Origin of the sequence: Nonomuraea sp. NPDC050680 (assembly GCF_040654555.1) — a bacterium.
Classification (GTDB): Bacteria; Actinomycetota; Actinomycetes; order Streptosporangiales; family Streptosporangiaceae; genus Nonomuraea.
This window is the reverse complement of record NZ_JBFAIF010000003.1, coordinates 630,664-652,994: the sequence shown is the minus strand read 5'-3', so window position 1 is coordinate 652,994 and position 22,331 is coordinate 630,664. Positions and strand designations below refer to the sequence as shown.

Annotated in this window: 23 protein-coding genes; 10 read left to right on the top strand and 13 right to left on the bottom strand. The window is 69.8% G+C overall.

Features of this window, described 5'->3' with window-relative positions; all coding sequences use genetic code 11:
• Positions 1-4 precede the first annotated feature (4 nt).
• Together AB0H88_RS14255 and AB0H88_RS14250 are read right to left on the bottom strand one after the other, a co-directional pair.
• Positions 5-1,603, bottom strand: a complete 1,599-nt coding sequence (locus AB0H88_RS14255) for a hydantoinase/oxoprolinase family protein (protein ID WP_357644241.1) — start codon at positions 1,601-1,603, stop codon at positions 5-7.
• Positions 1,596-2,675, bottom strand: a complete 1,080-nt coding sequence (locus AB0H88_RS14250; RefSeq protein WP_357644239.1) for a DUF917 domain-containing protein — start codon at positions 2,673-2,675, stop codon at positions 1,596-1,598. Before AB0H88_RS14250 ends, AB0H88_RS14255 begins: the two co-directional genes overlap by 8 nt.
• A 156-nt stretch (positions 2,676-2,831) precedes the next feature.
• On the opposite strand from AB0H88_RS14250, the gene AB0H88_RS14245 reads away from it, so the two are divergent.
• The 3 genes from AB0H88_RS14245 to AB0H88_RS14235 all read left to right on the top strand — a co-directional run bounded on the left by AB0H88_RS14245 (position 2,832) and on the right by AB0H88_RS14235 (position 7,498).
• On the top strand, positions 2,832-3,266 hold the full coding sequence (locus AB0H88_RS14245) for an RpiB/LacA/LacB family sugar-phosphate isomerase (RefSeq protein ID WP_357644237.1): 435 nt from the start codon (positions 2,832-2,834) through the stop codon (positions 3,264-3,266).
• Between the two features lie 289 nt (positions 3,267-3,555).
• Positions 3,556-6,135 (top strand): Tex family protein, encoded by a 2,580-nt coding sequence (locus tag AB0H88_RS14240; RefSeq protein ID WP_357644235.1) that lies wholly within the window; start codon positions 3,556-3,558, stop codon positions 6,133-6,135.
• 283 nt (positions 6,136-6,418) lie between these two features.
• The gene (locus tag AB0H88_RS14235; RefSeq protein ID WP_357644233.1) at positions 6,419-7,498 is read left to right on the top strand and encodes a hypothetical protein; all 1,080 of its coding nucleotides are present in this window, start codon (positions 6,419-6,421) and stop codon (positions 7,496-7,498) included.
• 274 nt (positions 7,499-7,772) lie between these two features.
• Here AB0H88_RS14235 and AB0H88_RS14230 read toward each other — a convergent pair whose 3' ends face one another.
• The 5 genes from AB0H88_RS14230 to AB0H88_RS14210 all read right to left on the bottom strand — a co-directional run bounded on the left by AB0H88_RS14230 (position 7,773) and on the right by AB0H88_RS14210 (position 11,327).
• Positions 7,773-8,279, bottom strand: a complete 507-nt coding sequence (locus tag AB0H88_RS14230; protein WP_357644231.1) for a hypothetical protein — start codon at positions 8,277-8,279, stop codon at positions 7,773-7,775.
• A 145-nt stretch (positions 8,280-8,424) separates the two neighbouring features.
• Positions 8,425-9,318, bottom strand: a complete 894-nt coding sequence (locus AB0H88_RS14225; protein WP_357644229.1) for a sigma-70 family RNA polymerase sigma factor — start codon at positions 9,316-9,318, stop codon at positions 8,425-8,427.
• A gap of 10 nt (positions 9,319-9,328) precedes the next feature.
• Entirely contained in the window at positions 9,329-9,715 is a 387-nt protein-coding gene (locus tag AB0H88_RS14220) for an STAS domain-containing protein (protein WP_219530398.1), read from the bottom strand.
• A 41-nt stretch (positions 9,716-9,756) separates the two neighbouring features.
• Positions 9,757-10,734, bottom strand: a complete 978-nt coding sequence (locus tag AB0H88_RS14215; protein WP_357644227.1) for a phosphotriesterase-related protein — start codon at positions 10,732-10,734, stop codon at positions 9,757-9,759.
• Positions 10,735-10,862: 128 nt separating this feature from the next.
• On the bottom strand, positions 10,863-11,327 hold the full coding sequence (locus tag AB0H88_RS14210) for a universal stress protein (protein ID WP_357644225.1): 465 nt from the start codon (positions 11,325-11,327) through the stop codon (positions 10,863-10,865).
• 59 nt (positions 11,328-11,386) lie between these two features.
• On the opposite strand from AB0H88_RS14210, the gene AB0H88_RS14205 reads away from it, so the two are divergent.
• On the top strand, positions 11,387-11,752 hold the full coding sequence (locus tag AB0H88_RS14205) for a hypothetical protein (RefSeq protein WP_357644223.1): 366 nt from the start codon (positions 11,387-11,389) through the stop codon (positions 11,750-11,752).
• Here the strand turns inward: AB0H88_RS14205 and AB0H88_RS14200 are convergent.
• Together AB0H88_RS14200 and AB0H88_RS14195 are read right to left on the bottom strand one after the other, a co-directional pair.
• On the bottom strand, positions 11,713-12,342 hold the full coding sequence (locus AB0H88_RS14200) for a DUF998 domain-containing protein (RefSeq protein WP_357644221.1): 630 nt from the start codon (positions 12,340-12,342) through the stop codon (positions 11,713-11,715). The two genes, AB0H88_RS14205 and AB0H88_RS14200, sit on opposite strands and share 40 nt — an antisense overlap.
• Positions 12,343-12,704: 362 nt before the next feature.
• Positions 12,705-13,649, bottom strand: a complete 945-nt coding sequence (locus AB0H88_RS14195; protein WP_357644219.1) for an anti-sigma factor RsbA family regulatory protein — start codon at positions 13,647-13,649, stop codon at positions 12,705-12,707.
• A gap of 180 nt (positions 13,650-13,829) precedes the next feature.
• Here AB0H88_RS14195 and AB0H88_RS14190 point away from each other — a divergent pair, with 180 nt between their 5' ends.
• A complete protein-coding gene (locus AB0H88_RS14190; protein ID WP_357644218.1) occupies positions 13,830-14,399 on the top strand; it encodes a DUF1707 domain-containing protein in 570 nt (189 codons plus the stop codon).
• Here the strand turns inward: AB0H88_RS14190 and AB0H88_RS14185 are convergent.
• Positions 14,369-15,478: an aromatic ring-hydroxylating dioxygenase subunit alpha gene (locus AB0H88_RS14185; RefSeq protein ID WP_357644216.1), complete on the bottom strand. Its 1,110-nt coding sequence runs from the start codon at positions 15,476-15,478 to the stop codon at positions 14,369-14,371. The two genes, AB0H88_RS14190 and AB0H88_RS14185, sit on opposite strands and share 31 nt — an antisense overlap.
• Before the next feature lie 195 nt (positions 15,479-15,673).
• Between AB0H88_RS14185 and AB0H88_RS14180 the strand changes: the two genes are divergently transcribed.
• The gene (locus AB0H88_RS14180; protein ID WP_357644214.1) at positions 15,674-16,054 is read left to right on the top strand and encodes a hypothetical protein; all 381 of its coding nucleotides are present in this window, start codon (positions 15,674-15,676) and stop codon (positions 16,052-16,054) included.
• Between the two features lie 124 nt (positions 16,055-16,178).
• Positions 16,179-17,636 carry a DUF2079 domain-containing protein gene (locus AB0H88_RS14175; RefSeq protein ID WP_357644212.1) on the top strand — a complete coding sequence of 486 codons (1,458 nt, stop codon included), beginning with the start codon at positions 16,179-16,181 and terminating at the stop codon, positions 17,634-17,636.
• Between the two features lie 4 nt (positions 17,637-17,640).
• Here AB0H88_RS14175 and AB0H88_RS14170 read toward each other — a convergent pair whose 3' ends face one another.
• Positions 17,641-18,093 carry an SRPBCC family protein gene (locus tag AB0H88_RS14170; RefSeq protein ID WP_357644210.1) on the bottom strand — a complete coding sequence of 151 codons (453 nt, stop codon included), beginning with the start codon at positions 18,091-18,093 and terminating at the stop codon, positions 17,641-17,643.
• The gene (locus AB0H88_RS14165) at positions 18,090-18,323 is read right to left on the bottom strand and encodes a hypothetical protein (RefSeq protein ID WP_357644208.1); all 234 of its coding nucleotides are present in this window, start codon (positions 18,321-18,323) and stop codon (positions 18,090-18,092) included. Before AB0H88_RS14165 ends, AB0H88_RS14170 begins: the two co-directional genes overlap by 4 nt.
• A 38-nt stretch (positions 18,324-18,361) precedes the next feature.
• Between AB0H88_RS14165 and AB0H88_RS14160 the strand changes: the two genes are divergently transcribed.
• Complete coding sequence (locus AB0H88_RS14160; RefSeq protein WP_357644206.1) at positions 18,362-19,150, top strand: NAD(P)-dependent oxidoreductase; 789 nt, start codon at positions 18,362-18,364, stop codon at positions 19,148-19,150.
• 76 nt (positions 19,151-19,226) lie between these two features.
• Here the strand turns inward: AB0H88_RS14160 and AB0H88_RS14155 are convergent, their stop codons facing one another.
• Complete coding sequence (locus AB0H88_RS14155) at positions 19,227-20,309, bottom strand: glycosyltransferase family 4 protein (protein ID WP_357644204.1); 1,083 nt, start codon at positions 20,307-20,309, stop codon at positions 19,227-19,229.
• Between the two features lie 39 nt (positions 20,310-20,348).
• Between AB0H88_RS14155 and AB0H88_RS14150 the strand changes: the two genes are divergently transcribed.
• Entirely contained in the window at positions 20,349-21,167 is an 819-nt protein-coding gene (locus tag AB0H88_RS14150) for a PIG-L family deacetylase (RefSeq protein ID WP_357644202.1), read from the top strand.
• 49 nt (positions 21,168-21,216) lie between these two features.
• A complete protein-coding gene (locus AB0H88_RS14145) occupies positions 21,217-22,272 on the top strand; it encodes a lysylphosphatidylglycerol synthase domain-containing protein (RefSeq protein WP_357644200.1) in 1,056 nt (351 codons plus the stop codon).
• Positions 22,273-22,331 lie beyond the last annotated feature (59 nt).

Genomic DNA, 22,331 nt, shown 5'->3' with positions numbered 1-22,331 from the left:
TCTGTCACCGGGACAGAGGTCCGGCGGCTTTGACGTGTACCCGCACCGCGGGTTCTGAGAGATAGCTCAGCGGCACCTCGAGCAGGTCGACGATCTCCACCCTGGCCGGGTCCGCGCCCGCCGCCACGGCACGAGCCGCCGCCTCCTCTTTGACTCTTTCGATCGCTTTTGCCCGGCTTTCGCCCGCAGGCAAGATCGTATCGACTCTGCCGCTCGCGAGGGCGATGGCCGCACCGACGGCGTTGGCCACCTCGGCGTGCTCGGGCCGGATGACGCCGCTCACGCCGGGGATCACGGCGGGCAGCAGGAACGCGCCGCCACCCACCGCGACCAGCGGACGGTCGGCCCGGCCGAGCGCCATCCGGTCCACGGCGTCGATCACCATGGCGTCGGCGACGGCCAGCGCGCTTTGCAGAGTGTCGCTGAATGTTTCCGACATGTAGGTGGCGGCTTCCAGCCGTTCGCGCCAGTCGGCGGCGTTCGCCGGGACGCGGCCGCCCGCCACGGCGGCGTCGGTGACCGTCGTCGTGGAGCCGCCGAAGACCAGCGCCTCCTCCGCGATCCGGTACCCCACCGAGTCCGGCCCCACCCGCACGCCGGCCCCGCCCGGCCCCACCCGCACGCCGGCCCCGCCCGGCCTCACGACAGTGCCGCCGCCGAGCGCGATGGCCAGGATGTCCGGCATCCGGAAGTTCGTCAGCACCCCGCCGATCTCCACCGCCGCCGCCGACTCCCTCGGGAAGCCACCGACGAGCACGCCCAGGTCCGTGGAGGTGCCGCCCACGTCGGCCACGATCGCGTCGCCTACCCCCGACAGGAACGCCGCCCCGCGCAGCGAGTTCGCCGGTCCGGAGCCGATCGTGGACACCGGCAGCCGCGCGGCGTGCGCCACCGTCATGAGCGTGCCGTCGTTCTGGGCGAGGTACGGCCGCGCCCCCAGCCCCCGTTCGGCCAGCGCCCTCACCAGGGCTTCAGTCACCTGCGCCGCCACGCCGTACAGGGCGGCGTTGAGCACGGTCGCGTTCTCCCGCTCCAGCAGCCCGAGGGAGCCGATCTCATGGCTCATCGAGACGGGCAGCCCGTACTCGTCCCGGACCAGTTCCTCGACCGCCCGCTCGTGGTCGGCGCTGGCCGGGCTGAACACGCCGGTCACCGCCACGGCGTCGGCCCGCACACCGTCCAGGAAGCGGCGGATCGCGCCGAGGTCGAGCGGGCCGATCTCGCGGCCGTCGACGTAGTGACCGCCCGGCACGATGACCTCACCGGCGGACACGGCCTCGCGCAGGTCGTCCGGCCAGTCGGAGAGCGGCGGCACGGCGGTGGTCGCGGGCGCGCCGAGCCGGAGCACGGCCACCCGGCCGAGGTTCGCGCGCTCCAGGATCGCGTTGGTCGCGTGCGTGGTGCCCAGCATGACCCGGGTGATCCGCTCCCAGGCGGCCACGTCGGCCAGCACCGCGTCCAAGGCCGCCCGTAACCCCTCGGTCACGTCCGGCGTCGTCGGGCGCTTGGCCTTCGCCACCACCCGGTCGGACGCGTCCAGCACGACGGCGTCCGTGTTCGTGCCGCCGACGTCGATCCCGACCCGCAACGCGCCCTCAGCCACGCGGTTCCCCCTTCGCCAGCTCCTCGATCGGCACGTACTCCAGGTCGTAGCCGAACGCGCGCGGCCCGGCGGTCTCCAGCCCCTTGGGCGTCCGCCAGAGCGGGTCGCACGGCCAGGCGAGCACCGTGACGCGCTGGCCGTAGCGCAGGCCCTCGGTCTGTACGGCGGCGGCCGTCTCGGTGTCGACCAAGGTGATCAGGTCGGGCACCATGGCCCTGGGGCGGCCGTTCTCGAGGGCGACGAGGTTCTCGTTCTGGAGCTCAAGCATGAGCGTGCGCCCCCGGTCTTCACCGGTGCCCTCGATCGTGGCCGTGCCCCTGACGAACCCGCCGGTGGTCCGCCGTTCGACGTCCGTCAGCTTGCCGGTGATCAGCCGGGCCGCGCCGAGCCGTTCCGTCAGGGCGCGCAGCGGCTCCGCCGTGCCCTCGGTGGCCCGGCCGACGGCCAGCGCGCGGGTGACCGTGCCCTCGATGATCGCGCCGCGCGCCTGTGCGGCGGTGAGCACGTAGTCGGCCATCAGCGCGTGCGAGCCCGCCGCCACGCAGACGGCGCGCGCCAGACGCTCGGACCAGAGGCCGTCGATGGGGCGGATCGTCACGATGTTCCCCACGATGTCGGACATGATGACGAGGTCGGCAGGCAGCCCCGCCACGTACATCGACACCATCTGCACCTCGGGAAACGCCCGCCCCATGCCGTCGGCGTCGAGCAGCGGCAGGCCGAGCTGGGCGGCCCAGGCGACGGGTGCGACGCCGTTCGCCCCGCCGATCTCCGACGACATGACCGCGGCCGGCGGGCGGCCGAAGATCCGCTCGATCTCCTCCGCGATCCGCTTGGGCTCGTCCTCGCCGTGGATCATCTCGTGGCTGACGGTCGGCGCGCCGATGCCGGACAGCGGCACGACCAGCGCGTCTGCGGGCAGGTCCGCCAGCTCGATGAGCGGCACCGGCCCGTACGTCTGGATCGCCCAGATCGCCGCCAACGATCCGGTACGGACGTCTCCTCCGCCTCCGGTGCCCAGGACGGCACATCCTCGGGCGAGGGCGGGAATGTCACTGATATCGATGGTCATATGGCGACACAACCAAGCACATAGCCACTCATTGCGCCAGTCAGGACCGTCAGCTCTGTGAACCGGCAAACCGGTTGCGCCACCCGGTCCGCGCGGCGAGGCTCGGGTGAGGGCAAGCTTCGGTGTAGTGGCCTCTGCGGAAAGGTGAGCGTGAGCATGCGGATTTCGGTGGCGACCGACAGCCTGGACGGCGTGGCCGAGCACGTCGTGAAGCTGCTGCGCACGCGCGGGCACGAGGTGGTCACGCACGGCGCTCTCAACCCGGACGAACGCGACGACTGGGCCTGGGCGTCCGAACTCGCCGCGCGCGACGTGAGCGAGGGACGCGCCGACCAGGCCGTCGTGTGCTGCTGGACCGGCACGGGCGCCTCGATCGCGGCGAACAAGGTGCCGGGCGTACGGGCGGCGCTCTGCGTCGACGCCTACACGGCCGACGGGGCCCGCAAGTGGAACGACGCCAACGTGCTGGCGCTGAGCCTGCGGCTGACGTCCGAGGTGGTGCTCAACGAGATCCTCGACGCCTGGCTGGCCGGTGTGCCGAGCACGGACGCCACGGACCAGGCGAACGTCTCCCACCTCGACACGATCTGACGGCGACCCGCCATGACACCGCCGCGCGGGAAATGACCTTCGGCGGAACCGCGGAAACGTCGGTGCCGCCCTTTAGGGTGCTGGGCATGACGGATGTGCTCCCCCACGGCGGGCGGCCGTGGGGTCATGAGGCGCACTGCCATCTCGACATCCACCTCCCCGACAGCGGCTCTCTCGGCGCCTGGGAAGCGCGGCCGAGACGGCGATCGTGCACCCGGCGCGCACTCTGGTCATGAAAGACGGCACCGTCCTGCACAATTGACCGGCGGGACCATCGAAAGGCAGGCAAGTGCTCTCTATTCACCAGCGGATCGCGGAAGAGCTCGGCGTACGCGACGGGCAGGTGCTGTCGGCCGTCGAGCTGCTCGACGGCGGCGCGACGGTGCCGTTCATCGCCCGCTACCGCAAGGAGGTCACCGGCGCCCTCGACGACGCCCAGTTGCGCACGCTCGAAGAGCGGCTGCGCTACCTGCGCGAGCTGGAGGAGCGCAGGACGGCGATCCTGGAGTCGATCGAATCCCAGGGCAAGCTCGACGACGAGCTGCGCGCCCAGATCATGGCGGCCGACACCAAGGCCCGGCTCGAGGACATCTACCTCCCCTACAAGCCCAAGCGGCGCACCAAGGCGCAGATCGCCCGCGAGCTGGGTCTGGAGCCGCTGGCCGACCAGTTGCTCGCCGATCCCTCGCTCGAACCCGCCGTGCTGGCCGAGACGTTCGTGACAGAGGGCGTCGCCGACGCGGCCGCCGCGCTGGAGGGCGCGCGGGCGATCCTCATCGAGCGCTTCGCCGAGGACGCCGACCTCATCGGCGGCCTGCGCGAACAGCTCTGGGGCCGCGGCCGGCTGCTGTCCAAGGTCCGTGAGGGCAAGGAGGAGGCGGGGGCGAAGTTCTCCGACTACTTCGAGTTCGGGGAGCCGTTCACCAAGCTGCCCTCGCACCGGATCCTGGCCATGTTCCGGGGTGAGAAGGAGGAGATCCTCTCCGTCACGCTGGAGCCCGACGACAGCCCCGAATACGAGATGCGCATCGCCTCCCGCTTCGGCGTCTCCGACCAGGGCCGCCCGGCCGACCGCTGGCTCAACGAGACCGTGCGCTGGGCCTGGCGCACCCGCATCCTCGTGCACCTGGGCATCGACATCCGGATGCGGCTGTGGCAGGCGGCCGAGGACGAGGCGGTGCGGGTGTTCGCCACCAACCTGCGCGACCTGCTGCTGGCCGCCCCGGCCGGCACCCGCACGACCATGGGCCTCGACCCGGGCCTGCGCACCGGCGTGAAGGTGGCCGTGGTCGACGCCACCGGCAAGGTCGTCGACACCGCCACCATCTACCCGCACGAGCCGAAGCGGCAGTGGGACCAGTCGCTGGCCGTCCTGGGCGCGCTGGCGCAGAAGCACGGCGTCGAGCTGATCGCCATCGGCAACGGCACCGCCTCGCGCGAGACCGACAAGCTGGCCGGTGAGCTGGTCCAGCACATGCCGTCGGTGACCAAGGTCGTGGTCTCGGAGGCGGGCGCGTCCGTCTACTCCGCCTCGGCCTATGCCTCCGCGGAGCTGCCCGACCTCGACGTGTCGATCCGCGGCGCGGTCTCCATCGCGCGCCGCCTCCAGGACCCGCTGGCCGAGCTGGTCAAGATCGATCCCAAGTCGATCGGCGTCGGCCAATATCAGCACGACCTCGCCGAGACCAAGCTGTCCCGCTCGCTCGACGCGGTGGTCGAAGACTGCGTCAACGCCGTGGGCGTCGACGTCAACACCGCGTCGCCGCCGCTGCTCACCCGCGTGTCGGGCATCGGCTCCACGCTGGCCGAGAGCATCGTGCGCCACCGCGACTCCAACGGCCCCTTCAAGACCCGCGCGGCCCTGAAGGACGTGGCCCGGCTCGGCCCCAAGGCGTTCGAGCAGTGCGCGGGCTTCCTGCGCATCGCGGGCGGCGACGACCCGCTCGACGCCTCCAGCGTGCACCCCGAGGCCTACCCGGTGGTCCGGCGCATCCTCGGCTCGGTCCAGACCGACCTCAAGACGCTGATCGGCAACACGGCGACGCTGCGGGCGATCAAGCCGCAGGAGTTCACGGACGACACGTTCGGCCTGCCCACGGTCACCGACATCCTGCGCGAGCTGGAGAAGCCCGGCCGTGACCCTCGACCGGCGTTCAAGACCGCGACCTTCAAGGAGGGCGTGGAGAAGATCTCCGACCTGCTGCCCGGCATGATCCTGGAGGGCGTGGTGACGAACGTGGCGGCCTTCGGCGCGTTCGTGGACGTCGGCGTACACCAGGACGGCCTGGTCCACGTCTCCGCCATGTCCCGAAATTACGTGAAGGATCCGCGCGAGGTCGCCAAGCCCGGCGACATCGTCCGCGTCAAGGTCCTCGAGGTCGACATCCCCCGCAAGCGCATCTCCCTGACCTTGCGCCTGGACGACGAGACCACCTCCGAAGGCCGCGCCTCCCGCGGCACGGGCGGCGCGGGCCGCGGCTCAGCCACAGACGGCGGCCGGGGCTCAGCCGGGGACGGCGGCCGGGGCTCAGGCGGTGCCCGCGGCGGCTCGTCGGCCGGAAACGGCGGGCGCGGCGCGGCAGGCCGTGGGGCTGCCGGCGCCGGAGACGGTGGCCGTGGAGCGACGGCGGGCCGTGGCGACGGCGGGCCCCGCGGCGGTACGCGGGGTGACGGCGGACGCGGTGACGGGTCCGGCGGCCGCGGTGACGGCGGTCAGCGCGGGCGAGGCGATGCCGGTCAGCGCGGCGACGGCGGCCAGCGGGGTCGTGGAGAGGGCGGACAGCGCGGCGGTGGCGCACGCCGCCCGGCCCCCTCAGGCGCCATGGCCGAAGCCCTCCGCAAGGCCGGCCTCACCGGCGACGACAAGTAACTCCCGCACTCGACCTGCGCCTTGGGCAGCGGGCACGGCGTCACCGCACGCCGTGCCCGCCCCTTGGCCCGCGTCGTGGTCGGACACCACGGCGTCGGCGCGCACCGTGCCCACACCCTCCCCATGACCTTCACCTTTCGCATATAGCGCGACGTCGGCACATGCCGCCCCACCCTCGGCCGGTGTGCTTCTGTCGCCAGGGGCCGCCCACCGTCGGGATGGTCCGCTGCCAGCGGAACCTCGGCGAGTCGGCCGTACCCCACTGGGGCGATACGGTCGGAGGGTGAGCACAACTGCGTTTACCACCGCGATCACCCAGGCCCGCGACCTGCTCAGGTGGCGCTCACCACTGCGCACCGAGCTCTGGGCGGCCCGGCTCACGGCCACACTGCGCCCAGAGGAGGTCCAGCCGCTCATCCGGCGGTTGACCGAAGACGGCAGCCAGGAGGCCCGCCTCACCCTCGCTGCCCTGGCCACCGTGGAGACCGCAGCTCTGGAAGCCGTGGAGACCGCCGCCCTGGACGACGTGGAGCCCGTACCTCTGAACGACGAGGCGGAGCGGGCGGCCGGGCAGGCGATCGCGCGGGAGCCGGGAGGAGACAAGACGCTCCGGGAGACTCTGCGGGAGGCCGGGACGGAGGCCGCGCGGGGGCTGCCCGAGTGGGTCGGGCGGATGGGGCAGGTGGTGTGCGAGCAGGCGTGGTACGGCAAGGCCGACCGCTACGGCGAGCAGACCCTGGCCGCCCTGCGCTTCCGCTATCCCGACGACAAGGAACCGCACATCCTGATCGTAGGCATCGACCAGGTCAACGGCGGACTGGCGGTCGATGCGACGGTCGAGGAGCCGAAGTTCCTCGACGACCTGGACCTGCGGCCGGCGGATCCGGCGGTGGTGGCGGGGCGGGTGCTGGACGCGTTCGAGATGACCGACCTCGTCATGGGGGCACCGATCGCCGAGAGCCTGCCCGCCGTCCGCCCGCTGGCGCTCGCCCGCGCGCAGGCCGTCCCCGATCCGGTACGACAAGCGCCCGACGACACCTTGTCCCGGTTCCTGGATCTGCCGGACCTGCCCGGAGCGCAGGAGGCGTTCGGGAAGCTGGTCGAGTTCGTGGGTGATCGGCCCCTTTGGTGGAGCCCGGCCCGGGTCTCACGATTCCTCACTTCATGGCTGCCCCGCGAGGCGATCCTGACGGACGCGGCCGTCTCGGCCATGCCCGAGGTGGTCCGCGCCTGGAGCCGCTTCCACGGCGCCGAGCCGGAGGTGCTCCGGCAGATCGAGGCCGACGCGCCGCACCTGCCCGCGCTGATGGCCGACGAGTCGCTGGCGGGCCTCCGCAAGCGCATGGCCCAGAACGACCGATAACCACGCAAGCCCGCTACCAGCGGCGAGTCGCACCAGCAGCCACGAACCTCACGATCTACAACTGGAGTAGTAGGTGTGGGCGGCTATGCTGCGCACTGAACGTTTTACCGCCGCCCCCGCACGGGCGTCACAAGGGAGATCAACGTAATGTACAAGGAGTTCGCCGCAGAGGCCGTGGTCTGGCTCGTCCCGGTCGTGGTCCTCATCGGCCTCGCTCTGATGGTCACCTCCTGACGGTCAGAGGCCGGACCGGGTGCGACCCCTGGCGTCCTGGTCAGCGGTAATACTCGGAGTGCACGACCGTGGTGACGTCAAGGTCGAAGCGGATCCCGCCGTCGAGCCACCGGTTCCACATGTTCGAGAGCGTACGAGTTCTGACGGTGCACGACCCCCAGCGGGTGCGCTTGGCACGGATGGTGCCGACGTAGTCGTAGCAGGACCCGACCTTCTTGCCGTTGACCTTGAGCCGGGCGTTCAGGCTGACGGCATAGAGGGTTCTGCGGGAGATGTTGGTGATCCGCACCTTGACCAGGCACGTGTCCTTGCATCGGCCAAAGTAGATCTTGTACTTGACCAGGTGTGGCTTGGCGTTGCTGGAGAGGGTGGCCGTCGGACCCGCGGCCACCCCCACGAAAGCGGAAGCCCCCGTGAAGGCGGAAGCCCCCGTGAAGGCGGAAGCTCCCATGACAGCGCGAGCTGGAGAAGCGGCGTCCGCCGCGGCCGGCGCCGCGAGCACCGCCGCCACCGTGGCCGCTAAGAAGAAGACGAAACGTTTGACCATGTTGTTGCCCCCATAGCGTCAACATGCCGCCGCTTCCGCCCGTCGAAAACCGTCGAAAGCCCTTGAAAGCGACATCCGGCTCCCGATTAACCGTCAGGAAAATGCCCGAGTCAATCGGCCTTCCGACCACACCCCTATTACCCGGTCACGAAGCCCAGGCGAGCAATGGGCTGAGCTGGCGCAGGCGTTTCAACGCCTGTTTCTCCAGTTGCCTGATGCGCTCTCTGGTGAGGCCGAGCCGTTCCGCGATTTCGGTATAGCTACGGGCTTCCTGGCCCGCCAGGCCGTACCTGAGACTGAGGACGAATGCCTCTCGCGGCGGGAGTGAGGTGAGCACCTGGTGCAGTTCGGCGTTGAGCGCGCGGCGCTCCGTGAGCTCCTGTACCTGGAGACCGTCCTCGTCGGAGATCATGTCGCCGATGCTTCCCTCGCCGTTCTCGCCGACGGGCACGTCCAGGCTGACCGTCTCCTGGGCGAGCCGCCGTAGCACGGCGACGTGGCGGAGCGAGCGTTCGGCGGCCTTGGCGAGTTCCGCCTCTCGGGGCTCGCGCCCCAGGGCGACGGCGAGTTGCCGGGCGATCCTGCTCAGTCGCGCCAGCTCTTCGGCGACGTGCGTGGGCAGCCGTACGGTGCGGCTCTTGTCGTGGATGCCGCGTTCGATGGCCTGGCGGATCCACCACATCCCGTAGGTGGAGAACTTGTAGCCACGTTTGTAGTCGAACTTCTCCACGGCCCTGATCAACCCGAGATTGCCCTCCTGGATGACGTCGAGGAGCGGGAGCCCACGAAAGGCGTAGCGTCTGGCGGCGGCCACCACCAGCCGGAGATTGGACCTGATGAGCAGGTCCTTAGCACGCTGCCCGTCGCGGCGGACGTGTTCGAGCTCCGGTGTTCCCTCGCCACGACTGATCAGGTAGCCCGAGTAGAGCCCCGCCTCGATCCGTCGTGCCAGGTCCACTTCGTCCGCGGCGCAGAGCAATGGTGTCTTTCCGATCTGCTCCAGATACATGCCGAGCAGGTCGGGCTCTTCGGCCGACATACCAAAGCGACTACCCGGTAAACGGCGGCGAACTCCCCGGTTCATTGAGTTCCGCGATGGCGAGTTCGGCGGTGGTGCGGATGTCGAAGAACTTGTCGAGGGCGGTGATCGCGAAAAGGTGCTTACACCTGCCGTTCAGTCCAGAAAGCAACAGCCGGCCGCCGGAGGCGGTCACCGCCTTGTGCAGATAAACGAGCACGGAAAGCCCGGAAGAATCGCAGACGCTGACCGCCTGCATGTCGATGACGAGTAAGGGTGGCTGGGTCAGGTCGAGCGCCTTGGTGACGCGATCACGCACCTCGGCCGCGGATCCGAAGTCGAAGTCTCCCGTGAGCCTGGCGATGACACACGGTCCCTGGAGCCCGAGGCTGATCGACAAGGCCTGCTCCGAAGTCACCCAGTTCCACCTACCCGCATTGCTTGCCCGAAGCCACCACTTTACGAGAAGTAGCGTCTCGGGTTGGACACCAGCATCTGCTCGATCTGATCGCCGGTCACACCCGAGTCCAGCAGTGCGGCCAAGACCTCGTCGTGGATGTGATCGTAGCGCCAGTTGGGCGCCATCGTGCGAAGTGCGTCATCCCAAGACTCCACAAAGTAGTCCATAAAGCAGGCGGTGTCGTGGCTGAGGACCATCCGATCAGCGTATCCCCGCTGGCAGAGGGCGGCGATGGTGGCTACCCGGTCAGACGTCGCATTGTAGACATCCAACCCGAATCTATCCATCCCCAGCGTGGCGCCCGTGTCGGCGAGACGCATCAGGTAGTCGAGATCGTTGGTGTCGCCCGCGTGCCCGACGACGACCTTCGCCAGGTCGACGCCCTCCTTGGCGAAGAAGTCGAGCGCGGTCAGCCCGCTCTGCGTGAAGGAGTTCGTGTGGACGGTGATCGGCGCGCCGGTACGCGCGTGAGCCCGCGCCACGGCCCGGCAGATCCGCTCGACCCCGGGCGTCAGGCCCTTCTGCTCGACCACGCACTTGAGGAACGCCGCCTTGACCCCGGTGTCGGCGATGCCCTCGGTGAGGTCGCGCACGAAGTCGTCGATCATCGGATCGGGCATGTCCAGGAGCAGGCCGGGGCCGCGGTAGTCGTACTGGTGGGGCAGCTCTTCGAAGCTGTAGATGCCGGTCGCGGCAATGATGTGCAGATCCGGCACTTCGGCGGCGATGCGCTGGATGCGGGGGATGTACCGCCCAAGCCCCCACACCGTCGGGTCCACGATCGTCCGCACGCCCTTCGCCGCCACCGCCTGGAGCTTGCCGATCGCGTCCGCGACCCGGAACTCCTCGTCCCACCAGGCACCTTTGCCGTAGTTGTCGAGAAACTCCGTGGACAGGATGAAGACGTGCTCGTGCATCAGGGTCTGACCGAGCTCATCGACGTCGACAGGACCGCGAACGGTGTTGACGGTGGGCATAAGCGCCTCCATACCGGCTGGTCGGTGCCGCCAACCTAGGCCGCCCCCTACCCCCCGTCAACCAGCCGGCCGCGGGACCAACGGCTCGGGCCGGGGCAGCCGTTCCCCGCTCACCGCCGCCGCCAGAACTACTCCGGCGCGGGCACCACCAGTACCGGCCGGCGCGCGTGATGCAGCACCCGGTCGGACGTGCTGCCGAGCAGCAATGACTTCACTCCGCCCTGCCCCCGAGTCCCGGTGACGATCAACGTGGCGCCGATATCCTCCGCCACGTCCACGATGGACGACCACACGGCGACCGCGTCCAGATCGCACCGCGGCGAGGCGTCGAGCCCCGCCTGTCCGGCCAGCTCCGCGCCCTGCGCCGCGAGCTCCCTCATGGCCTGCCCAACGGCCTCGTCCTCGGCGGGAGAATCGCCGATGGTCATCATCATCCCGGCCGACGCCCGCGCCGAGGCCATCGCCAGACGTTCCCACACGGTCAGTACGACGGCGCGCGCGCCGGGCATCAGCGTGCCGACGAAGGCGATGGCCGCCTTGGCGTCGTCCGAGCCGTCGTACGCGATCAGAATGGTGTTCTCAGTTGCTCCCATAGGCGAGCTCTTTTCCAGACCAGGCCGTTTCACGCCCCGGAGCGGGGTAGCCAGCGGTTATGACTGTCACACAGTTCCACGATCTGCCTCTCGCCGACCGTGACCGCGAGTGGGACGCGGCGGCGGCCGAGAAACGGGTGCGGAGATGGGCGGACGCCGAGAACGGGCCCAACGGGAAGTACCGGGGCGCCTTCCTCTGGTACGACAGCGACGACGCCGACGAGTTCGGCGCCTACAAGCTGCCGATCGCCGACGTCGTCGGTGGTGAGCTGAAAGTCGTCCCGCGGGCCGTGATCGCCGCCGCCGGGGTCGTGGACGGTGCCAGGGGCGGGGTCAAGATCCCGCAGGGCGACATCGAGCGGGTCAAGAAGAACCTGGCCAAGTACTACGCCAAGATGGGCGACACGCCGCCCTGGGAGCGCTGAACCGAGGGCTTGAGCATCGACATCCCGGCCAGGGCCAGCACCCCGATCTCGGTGAGGACCACGACCCGCTGGGTGAGCCCGGCGGGGATGTCGTCGTTGGACAGCTCGATGCCGAACATCCGCACGACGTACGGAACCACGACGAGCAGCAGCGCGCCCAGCGCCACCGCGCTCAGGACCCGTACGGCCCTGGCGTACCGGACTCGCGCGTTGGCCAGCAGCATCCCCGCGGCCGGCATCACCAGGAAGGCGGCGAAGGCGGCATATCTGTGGATGCCGCCCGACAGCGAAAGCGGCACCCCGGGGCGGTCCGTGGGGAAGGCACCGATCAGGAACATGCTCCCGCCCCACGCCAGCAGCAGCAACACGACCCAGACGCTCGCGCCCGTCCGGCGCAGCGCCTCGGCGATCAGTGCCGAGCCGACCGCGAACAGCGTCAGCGAGGTCGGCAGCAACCATCCCAAGGGCTGAAAAGCGTACTCACTGATCACGCTGTGCATGGGGTCCAGCCCCGACTCCGCGTGCAAGGTGAGCATGGCGCCGGCCCCGGTGCCGATGGCCGCGAATCCACTGACAAGCAATGCCTTCATGCTTCAAAGGTCGTGGAATACGGGCTTCCGGAGTATCGGAGATCGACCCGAACGGGCCCTGAACCGCCCCTTAATACCTAGGTCGTAGCACTTCGGATACCTGCCCGCTGACCTGGGGGAAGCCACCCCTGGGTCGAGCCCGCCGCCTCAGGGTAGGTAGGGCCAGCCATACCATCGCGGGTCACAGACGGCGGCATGAGGCGACCGAGACCGCCTCACGAAGTGAGGCCATGAACACGAGGGAGCGCCGTCGTCTGGAGGAGGAGCCGGCGAGGGAGCGCCGTCGTCTGGAGGAGGAGCGCCGGGAGCGTAGCGACCAGAGCGACGGGGGAAGACGGCGGCATTGGGCGACCGAGCCCGCCTCACGAAGTGAGGCCATGAACAGGGCCCGGCAGGTCGAAGTAGACCCTGATCACGGTGGCGCCCGCTCGCGTGTGCACGCGGACCAGGTCGCTGAGCAGGTTGACGATCAGCAGGCCGCGCGAACCGGGAGCGCGCGGATCGACCGGCGTCCGGCCGGCCAGCGGGTCGATGATGTGGCCCGAGTCGCTGACCTCGCACACCAGCCGGTCGGCTTCGGCCCAGACCCTGATCAGCCCGGCGCCGCCGCCGTGATCGAGGCTGTTGGCGCCCAGTTCGGCGACCGTCAGGCGGATGTCGTCGAGCCTGGCCCGGCTGAACCCGAGGTCTGCGGCCAGCCCGGCGGCCAGCCCGCGCGCGGCGGCCAGGTTGGTGTGGTCGAAGCGGAGCGAGAGGAAGTCGGCGGGCTCGTCCAGCGGCTGGTTGTGCCCGTCGACGACCTTCTGGGGCGCGTAGTCGCCACTGTGCCACTCGCCGGAGCCGTCGCGCAGCACGGGATGGGTCTGCTCGGCCTCGCGGATGACCTCGGGGTCGAGCCCGTCGAGGTCGTACGGGCACAGGATCGTGACGTGCCGGCCGGTGAAGGCGTAGTTGATCAGGGCTTCGTGCTGGGCGCAGGCGGGATATTCCGTCACCGTGCGGCCGGGCCAGATGGGCTCGCCGATGATCCGTACATGACCGACGGGGTGGCGGTCGGCGAACTCGCGGAGCACGGCGGGGATGATGCGTCCAGGGTTGCGCCCGGCGCTGGTCATGTCGAGCAGGAGCACCTCGTCGGCGTCACGCCCCAGACCGGCCTCGATCAGGGCGAGATTCCGGGGCGGAACCGCGACGGCGACAGGCTCTCCCGAGCTGAGCCCTTCGCGGACGAAAGCCGTGGTGGCAGCCACATATTCCCGATCGCCTCGGTAGAAGAGGGCCGGGTGCACGAAAGGGTCTGCCACCATCACACTTCAAGCTACCCCGCGATGAGGTCTTTACGGCAATCCGTTGGGTATCCATGTGTTATGAAGAGACTCCAGATCGTGCGGCCGACGAAGCCCGCCCCCCGGCCGCTCCCTCTCGATCTGCGTACGCCCTCCGGCCGACGCCTCCCGTTCTGAACCGGGCGAACCTATGCTCGGAACATGTCGGATTTACAGATGCGCGTCTCAGATGCCGACCGTGAGCGTGGCGCGCGAAAGCTCCAAGAAGCGTTCATGGAAGGCCGTCTCACCCAGTTGGAGCTGGAGGACCGGCTCGAACTTGCCCTCACCGCGCGAACCTACGGCGATCTGGCCGGCCTGACCGCCGACCTGCCGGCTGACGGGCCCGCGGTGGACGGGCCCGTGGTCGACGAGGTGGTGGAACTGGAGTCCAAGAACGGCCACATCAAGCGATCAGGAGATTGGGCGGTCCCCCGCCGGCTCCGGGTCGCCTCCAAGTACGGCAGCGTCGAACTCGACCTGTCGGAGGCGGTCATCTCCCATCCGGTCGTCGAGATCCACCTCGACCTCAAGTACGGTTCGGCCAAGATCGTCCTGCCGGACGGCGCCGCGGCCGACATCGACAGGTTCCGCACGGAGTGGGGCAACACCGTGACCTCGGAGGTGCCGGGCCGGCCTCAGCCGGGAGCCCTCTATCTGGTGGTGAGCGGCGAGGCGAAGTACGGGAGTCTGGCGATCCGCTATCCGCGTAAGCGCTGGTTCACCCACTGATGGAAGATCGAGATGTGGTGCTCGCTCGGCACCAGCACCCCACCCGCCCGGTAGGCGCGTGACGACATACCGGGCTGGGTCCGCTCGCAGGCGGCGAAGTCCTGCTCGTTGACCCGGTGGAACAGCTCGACCGAGAGCGACAGGTCCGCGCCGGAGGCGACCACGTCGGGGTGGTAGAGCCAGTCGCACTCCACGATCGTCCGGTCGGCGGCCAGCGGCACCATGCGGTGAAGGATCACGTGGTCGGGCACCAGGTTGACGAACACCTGCGGCTTGACGGTGATCGCGTAGTAGCGCCGGTCCTGCTCGGCCGACACGTCGGGCAGCTTGCCGAACCCCGGGCTCCCGTCCACGGTGAACCCCTCGGCCCGCTCGGCGAACTCCGCCCCGTGGCCCACGTAGTACTGCGCGGCGAAGCCGCCGGCGAACTCGGGCAGCACGGCCGTCAGCTCCGGGTGGATCGTGGCGCAGTGGTAGCACTCCATGAAGTTCTCGACGATGAGCTTCCAGTTGGCCTTGACGTCATAGACGATGCGGCGCCCCAGGGCGAGCTTGTCGACGTGGTAGTGCTCGATCGCGGCCGGATCGCCCAGGCGCTCGGTGGCCGCGCTCGTGACCGTCTGCTCGAACGAGGGCGGCTCGTCGGCCAGGCAGACCCAGGCGTAGCCGAGCCACTCGCGCAGGCTCACCGGGATCAGCCCGTACTCCACCCGGTCGATGTCGGGCATCTTCGCCAGGTTCGGCGCGGCGGCGAGGCGGCCGTCCAGGTCGTACGACCAGGCGTGGTAGGCGCACCTGATGGTCCGCTTGACCTCGCCCGCGTCCTCCAGGCAGAGGCGGGCGCCGCGGTGCCGGCAGACGTTGAGGAAGGCGCGCAGCTCGCCGTCACGGCCGCGGACCACGAGCACGCTCTCTCTTCCGACCTGGACCGTCCTGAACGTCCCCGGCCGGGCCAGCTCGCCGGACCGGACCGCGCAGAACCAGAGGCTCTCGAAGATCTTGGCCTGCTCTTCGGCGAACGTCGCGGGGTCGGTGTAGGCATGACCGGGCAACGTGGAGATCAAGCTCGATGTGGTCAACCGGCACCCCTTGTTGCGCATTACGCACCGAGTTGCTCTATATGCGACATCGTCTGGTCGGCCCCAGAGGCTGTCAAGAGCTGATCGCCCGCTTTACAACGACTTGATACAGATGGTGCTAGTGGGGTGCAAGCACCTGTCAAGGATCACTCCATAATGTCGATTCGTCGCTAAACGCAACGAAGGGCACGGAAAATGACACCCCCTCGTCGTCGCATCGCTATCGCGATCGCGACGCTTTCTCTTGCCGGCCTCACCACCGCCTGTGGTGCCATCGGCAACGCCGTCGACTGCAACCAGGTGGGCACCGACGTAAGCAAGATCACTCAGGAGTACAGCGCCTCCCTGTCCACCGCGGCCACCGATGCCAAGGCATTCGAGAAGGCCAGCCAGGAGACGGCTGGCAAGCTCAAGACGCTCGCCTCGAAGTACGACGGCGACCTGGCCGGGGCTCTGAACGACATGGCCTCGGTGTTCGAGAGCATGAAGATCGACACCAAGAACCCGGCCGCCGCCACCGAGGGGCTGTCGAAGATCCCGGCCATCGAGGCCAAGATCAAGAGCGCCTGCGGCTGATGAACCGTGGCCGCCGCGCCGCCCGCGGGGGGCGGCGCGGCGCGGCGGCCTTGTCGCGTACGCGGTCCAGGGGGAACTTCTCCGCGAACGCGATCCAGGGGGAATCGGTCTACGCTTGCTGCCCGTGACGGGGGAAGCTCTGGCAGCCGGCGCTGCCCGTTGGACGGCCCGGATCACGCCGAACCGCCTGCGCATCGGGCTGATCGCCGTGATCTCGGCCGCCGTCTACGCCGTGCTCGGCCTGGTCAAGCTGGCCACCTATCGCGCCAGCACGTTCGATCTGGTGATCGTGGACCAGGCCGTGCGCAACTACGCGCACTTCCGGCCGCCGTACATCCCGATGGTCGGCGCCTTCCACGACCGGGGGCTGGACTACCTCCAGCTCGCCGACCACTTCTCGCCCATCTACGCACTGCTGGCGCCCTTCTACTGGATCCATGACGGGCCGGCCTCGCTGATCGTGGCGCAGGCGCTGCTGTTCGCCGCCGCGATCCCGTTCATCTGGCTGTTCACCAGGCGGATGCTGGGCACCACCCCGGCCTACCTGGTCGCCGTGGCCTACGCGCTGTCGTGGCCCGTCGCGCAGGCGATCGCGTTCGACGCGCACGAGGTGATGTTCGTCCCGCTGCTCACCGCGATCATGATCGAGCGCTACCACGCGGGACGACTGCTGCCCGCGTTCGCGGCGATGGGCATGCTCCTCCTGGTCAAGGAGGACATGGGGCTCACGGTGATCGGCTTCGGCCTCTACCTCTTCCTCACCGGCGACAGGTTCCGCGGGATGTGCTGCGCCGCGATCGGCCTCGGCGGGGTCATGCTCACCCGGGGCGCGCTCATTTCGCTGCTCGGCGGCGAGAGCGCGGACTTCTGGGCCTACGGTCACCTGGGGCCCGACGCGCCGAGCGCGATCCTGACGCTGCTGCGCGACCCGCTGGCCGCGCTGCTGCTGCCCTTCAGCGAGGAGACCAAGGTCGACACGCTGTTCCTGCTGGCCTGGCCGACGCTGCTGCTCTGCCTGCTGTCGCCGCTGTCGCTGGTCGCGCTGCCGCACGTGCTCGAACGCATGCTGTCGGACCGCGAGCCGTGGTGGCGGGCGGACTTCCAGTACAACGCCTTCACCGTGGTGATCCTGCTCCTGGCGGGGGTCGACGGGCTGTCCAGGCTGCTGCGCCGGATCAAGCGCGCCGACGACCGCTCACTCAAGCTGGCCTGGTCGGCGGGCGCGCTCGTGGTCGCGCTCACCCTGGTGCCGAAGTTCGCCCTGGACCAGCTCTACCATCCGGCCTTCTACAAGGCGGAGGAGATCAGCACCGAATCGGCCACGGCGGCGGTGGCCACGGTTCCCACGGGCGTCACCGTGGAGGCCGCCAACTCGCTCGGCCCGGCACTGACCTCCCGCACCACCGTCCTGCTCTGGAGCGGGCAGCCGCGCGGCGCCGAGTGGGTGGCGGCCGACACGGCCCGCTGGCAGTACCCGTTCGGCTCCCCCGACGATCAGCGCGCCCAGGTGGACCGGCTGGTGACCGAGGGATATACGAAGGTGTTCGACCGCGATGGGTATGTGGTGCTCCGCCGTACGTGATGGCCTATCGAGTGCCCGCTGGCCCGAACCGGTCGGCGATGTCCCGCTCCCACGACGCCAGGAAGGCCGGATATCCGTCGGCGAACTCCCGCAACTCCCGCTCCCCTTCCGGCGAGAGCGCGGTCAGCTCGTAGGTGACCCGCACGGCGCTGCCGCCGCCGTCGCCCTCGCCGACGGCCACGCTCACCGTCCCGGCCCGCGAACCCGGCGTCACCCGTGCGTACGAGATGCGCCTTCCCTTCTCCCTGCCGAGCACCACCCACGTGGTCCGCTCACCATGGGCGTCGGTCTCGAACACGGTGCCCGGCTCGCTGTCGTCGTCGGTGGCGACGGGGAACCCGGGCCGCCAGCCCGGCACCCACTCCTCTTCCCCACGCGGCGTGAACAGCCGGAACGCCTCGGCGGGCGGCATCGCCACCGCTACCTCCCCGCTGAGCCGGAACTGGGCCCCGCTCACTTCTCCACCAGCCGGTGCGCGTCGGCGACGGTCAGCGTCAGCCCGTAGACGGCCTTGAGCTGCTCGATCTTGCCCAGCGTCTCGGGCGTGAAGGGCGCCTGCCCCTCGAAGGCATGCAACGCGATCCCCTCCACCAGGTCTCCCAGCGACATGTCCAGATATTCGGCCAGGCCCTTGAGCACCTTGAGCAGATTCCGCTCGACCCGCAATCCGGTCTGCGTGCGTTCCACTGTTACCATGGTAACAATGTACGCCATAGGATGACCCTATGGGAACCATCGTTCTGACCGGCGCCGCCGGACTCGTCGCCACAGCCGTCCGCGAGCCCCTGCGCCGCGCCGCGACCCGCCTGATCCTGGTCGACCGCGCACCCCTGACCGCCGAGGCCCCCCAAGAGGAGGTACGGCAGGCCGACCTGTCCAGCGTGGAAGCCGTGGCGTCGATCATCAAGGGCGCCGACGCGGTCGTCCATCTGGCCGGAGTACCAGACGAGGCCCCGCTGCCCGCCCTCCTGGAGGCGAACGTCCTCGGCGCCCACCACGTCCTCGAAGCGGCCCGGCGCACCGGTGTGCCCCGCGTGGTGCTGGCCAGCAGCAACCGCCTGACGGGCCTCTACCCCGCCACCCGGACGGTGTCACCGGACGAGCCGCCGCGCCCCGACGGCTTGTACGGGGTCAGCAAGGTCGCCGTCGAGGCCCTGGGCCGCCTGTATGCCGACAAGTTCGGGCTTCAGGTTGTCTGCCTCCGCATCGGCAGCCTGGAACCCCGGCCCTCCGAGGCCCGCCACCTGGCCACCTGGCTCAGCCCCCGGGACTGCGCCGGCTTCGTCCTGGCCGCGGTCTCCCAGCCCGGCATCCACTTCGCCACGGTTTATGCCGTCTCGGCCAACACGCGCGGCTTCTGGCGACTCTCGGACGAGCTCGGCTACACGCCTCAGGACGACGCGGAGTCGTACGGGATCTCGGGCGCCGACGCCTTCTTCACGGACGACATGCCCCAGGGCGGCGACTTCGCCACCCCCGCCTACACCATCACCCACGGCGGCCTCGACACCTGACCCCGCGGCCGGTGAGTGGCGCGCGGTGAGGTCGCGGCAGTAGCGGTGGCGGGCGGCAGGGGGCAGGCGCGGCGATCTATCCGATGGCCTCCGCGTACGCCCGGTCGAAGCCCGCCAGGACGGTCGGCCAGGTACCTGCCGACGGCGGGACGGCGCGGTTGTGGGCGATCATGCGCTGCCGCAGTTCGGGATCCGTGGCCAGGCGGGCCACGGCGCCGGCCAGGTCGCCCAGGCTGCGGCCGAGCAGCCCCTCCGTGCCGTGCCGGACGAAGTCGGCCACCCCGCTCTGGGCCCGCGCCACCACGGGAAGCCCGGCGGCGCGGGCCTCCAGCGCGGCGATCCCGAACGACTCGCGTGGCGCCGGCGCCACGAACACGTCGGCCGACTCCAGCACCTTGGCGATCTGCTCGCGGGTGTAGCGTCCGGGCAACGAGACCCAGCCCGTCATGCCGTGCCTGGCCAGGTAGCGCTCCATCTGGGCGCGGGCCGGGCCGTCGCCGATCACGGTGGCGCGCAGCGGAATGCCGTCGGGGACCCGGGAGCGCACCATGTCGAGCAGCTTGAGCAGCCGGACCGGCTGCTTGCGCGGCGCCAGACGGCCCACGGCCACGATGTGCACCTCCTCGCGCGGCTCCGGCGGCGACCCGGAGAACAGCCGCCAGCCCGACAGGTCGAGGCCGTTGGACACCACGTGCACGGGCACCCCCTCCCCCGCGACCGACCGGATCGGGGCCGCCGCCGCGTTGCTGACCGTGGTGGCCACCAGCCCCCAGCTCTGCCAGCCGTAGACCAGGCGCAGCAACCGGTAGACGCCGCGCGTGACGGGGTCCCACATGCTGTGCACGGTCACGACGCAGGGAATTCCGGCCCGTTTCGCGGCCCGCACCCCCATCCAGGCGAAGGGCGAGACCGCGCCCATGTGGACGTGCACCACGTCGGGCCGCGAGGAGGTCAGCCGCCGCGTGAGATGTCCCACTCCGAACGGGTGGACCGGCAGGTCGAAGGGCATCCTGGCGACGATCCTGTGCACGCCGGGCAGCGTCTCCCCTTTGGTCGCGGTCGCCACATCGACGGCGTGGCCGGCCTCGCGCTGCGTACGCACGAGGTCGGCGACCTGAACCTCGATCCCCCCGAGTCGCGGCAGGTAACAGTCACTCACGTGAAAGATCCGCACCCCTCCCAGACTAATCTGGGCGTTGTGCCTCCACGTACCGCTGTGTTCTTCCACGCCCATCCCGACGACGAGGCCCTGCTGACGGCCGGCACGATGGCGATGCTCGCGGCCGAGGGACACCGCGTGGTCCTCGTGGTGGCGACCGCCGGCGAGCGCGGCCTGGCCGAGATGGGGCCGGGCGAGGAGTTGCGCGCGACCCGCCTGAAGGAGCTGTACGAGTCGGCGGCCCTGCTCGGCTGCGCCCGCGTCGAGTGTCTCGGCTACGGCGACTCGGGCCTGAGCCCGCAGGGCGGCCGCGCCGAGGAACGGCCCGACGACGCCTTCATCGACGCCGACTCCGAGAAGGCCGCCGGAAAGCTGGCCGCCATCCTGGAGGAGGAGCGGGCCGACCTGCTGTCGATCTACGACCCGGCGGGCGGCTACGGCCATCCCGACCACGTCCAGGTGCACCGGGTAGGGCGGCGGGCGGCGGAGATCGCCGGCACGGCGGTCGTGCTGGAGGCGACGGTCAACCGCGACCCGCTGGTCAGGCTGCTGAAGCTGGCGGGGAAGTTCTACCGGTTCCCGCCCGAGTTCGACGTACGGACCTTCGAAAGCGCCTACTCGGCGAGTGAGACGATCACCCACCGGGTAAATGTCCGGAAATATGCGAAACAGAAGCGGGCGTCCATGTCCGCGCACGCCTCCCAGGCGACCGGCGGCGAGACCGACCGCACGCTGGCCGTGATGCTCAAGGTGCCCGGCCCGCTCTATCGGCTCGTCTTCGGCACCGAGTGGTACGTACGGCGTGATCTTCCACCCGGCACCCGCCTCAGTCATCCTCTGGACCAGTGGCCAAAATGAGCCCTGAGTATGATCCGGGCCGCCCCCGCGAGCGGCAGACTGTACCGCGATGAAGAACAGATGGCTCCAGATCACGCTGTCGGCGCTCTCCCTCGCGCTGGCTCTGGCCCTCGTGGTCTACCTGCCGCAGATCGTCCACTCGCTGACCGGCAAGCCCGTGTCCTGGCGCGAGATCGGCGCGCTCTTCCACAGCCTCAGCTTCGGCACCATCGCCCTGATGACCGCGGTCTGGCTGCTGAGCCTGCTGGCCTACACCTTCGTGCTCACCAACTCGCTGCCGGGTCTCAACAACCTGCAGGCGCTCTCTCTCAACGCGGCGGGCAGCGCGGTGAGCAACCTGCTGCCGTTCGGCGGCGCGGCCGGGGTGGCGCTGACGTTCGCGATGACCAGGGGCTGGGGGTTCGCCAACCGCTCGATCGTGGTGATGACGCTGGTCAGCGGCATCTGGAACACTCTGTTTAGATTCATCCTGCCCGCCGTCGGCATCATCGCGCTGCTGGCGGCCGGCAAGGCGCCCAACCCGACGGTGGCCAGAGCCGGCTGGGTGGGCGCGGTGTCGATCCTCGCGCTCTGCCTGATCGTGGCCGCCGCCCTCTACTGGGACCGCGCCGCCGCCCTCCTGGGCAAGGGCCTCGACTTCCTCGTACGCCTGTTCAGGCTGAAGTTCCACGCCTCCGAGGCGCTGGAGCGGCTGCGCAAGGACACCGCCGAGATCGTGAAGTCGCGCTCGATCGGCCTGTCGCTGGCCATGGTCTTCTTCCTGGGCTTCCAGTGGGCGATCATGGTCGTCTGCATGCACGCCACCGGCGCCTATCCGGGGCTGGCCCAGTCGATCGCCGTCTTCGCCCTGTCCCGCGTGCTGACCAGCGCGCTGGTCACGCCGAGCGGCGCGGGGATCATGGAGAGCGGCGTGGCCGCGCTGCTCTTCGCCTTCGGCGTGGCACCCGCCCCGGCGACGGCGACCGCACTGCTTTTCGGCTTCTGGACTTACACTATCGAGATCCCGTTCGGCGGCCTCGCTCTAGGCGCGTGGGCGCTACTGCGCAGGCGCAACGCCAGGAACGCCGACGCGGAGCCCCCGTCCGCGATCTCGAAGGCCCCCTAGTGACAATCCCAAACCGAACAGGCGTTAATCAATCACGGCCCTTGTGCCTGATTCGGAAG